Here is a 1,080-nt window from a genome sequence, read left to right as displayed (position 1 = left end):
GAGGGTGATATTCATGATCTCACGGATAAGGGGACCGGAGAGGAAGGTGAGGCCGAGCTTTTTGATCCGGGTCTCAACATTCTGGGCTATCCGCTCAGCAAGTTCGAGGTCCGCCCCTTCCCGTCCATAGAAGGTCTCGACAAGGCGGGTCTCGGTGAGGATCTGCTGAACAATCTTCTGGCGGTCCCAGTCCATCATGTGACCCTGGGAAGTCCGCACCTTGGGCATCGGGGGTTGGAATGCCCCATCAAGTGTTGACTGCCGCGTATCTTTCATGCAGCCTTCACCGTCGGCAGACTTCTGCAATCGAGGTCAATACAGCACCATTTTCAAAGATCTCCTGTGAGGTGAGGTATTCATCCCCGACCTGGAGTACTGGTGCTTCCATCACAAATATGCCGTTCATTCTCAGATCGGTGAGTGCTTCGGGGTCCTCAAGGCTCCGTTCCATAAAGGGGATCGCATTGTCCTGAAGGTATTGTTTGAGTATCTCACAGTTCGGACAGACTTCGAGTGAATAGACAATAATTTCATGAACATCAGACATGAGGCATACCCCTTCTCTTAGTATAGATCTATACGTTCCTTCTATTCTTATTTGCCATCTGATATCTGTTCCTCTCCTGACAGAACCGGAGGTGAAGATATTTCCCCTTTTATGACGAAGACATACTTCAGGTTATCGAGTTATGGTGAGGGCATTTATTGCAATCGATCTGCCGGCATCCCTGCAGGAGGCATTATCTCTCGTTCAGGAGCCACTGCACAAGGCACCGGGACGGCTTGCGATCGTTGATCCCTCCCTCCTTCATATCACCCTGAAATTCCTCGGAGAACTGTCTCCCGATCAGGTTGCCCGTGTCATTGAAGAGCTGAAATCCCTGGAATTTCCTGCATATCCAGTTTCGATCAGAGGTATTTCAGCAAACAATCCAACTCGCCCCCGCGTCATCTGGGCAAAGGTGCAAGATGAGGGGAAAACTGCTGCGCTTGCCGGACTGATTGATTCAGCTCTTGAAACTATAGGTGTTTCTCGTGAAACCCGGCCATTCTGCCCACATATCACCATTGCGCGGGTGA

Annotated in this window: 2 protein-coding genes and 1 pseudogene; 1 reads left to right on the top strand and 2 read right to left on the bottom strand. The window is 50.7% G+C overall.

Features of this window, described 5'->3' with window-relative positions:
- Window positions 1–276 (bottom strand): annotated as a pseudogene (locus QCH34_RS13195) (anaerobic ribonucleoside-triphosphate reductase); the annotation flags it as partial.
- Window positions 277–283: 7 nt separating this feature from the next.
- Window positions 284–547: a glutaredoxin domain-containing protein gene (locus QCH34_RS13190; RefSeq protein WP_300334789.1), complete on the bottom strand. Its 264-nt coding sequence runs from the start codon at window positions 545–547 to the stop codon at window positions 284–286.
- 142 nt (window positions 548–689) lie between these two features.
- Between QCH34_RS13190 and thpR the strand changes: the two genes are divergently transcribed.
- Window positions 690–1,080 (top strand): RNA 2',3'-cyclic phosphodiesterase (gene thpR, locus QCH34_RS13185; RefSeq protein WP_300334788.1); only part of this gene is annotated, 391 nt, incomplete at its 3' end.

The sequence above is a fragment of the Methanocalculus sp. genome (assembly GCF_029762515.1).
GTDB lineage: Archaea > Halobacteriota > Methanomicrobia > Methanomicrobiales > Methanocorpusculaceae > Methanocalculus.
The sequence above is the reverse complement of the archived record's forward strand: the minus strand, read 5'-3'. Positions and strand labels throughout refer to the sequence as shown.

Coding starts and splice junctions, on each gene's coding strand:
- QCH34_RS13190 (WP_300334789.1), bottom strand. CDS start 547: ATGTCTGATGTTCATGAAATTATTGTCTATTCACTCGAAGTCTGTCCG.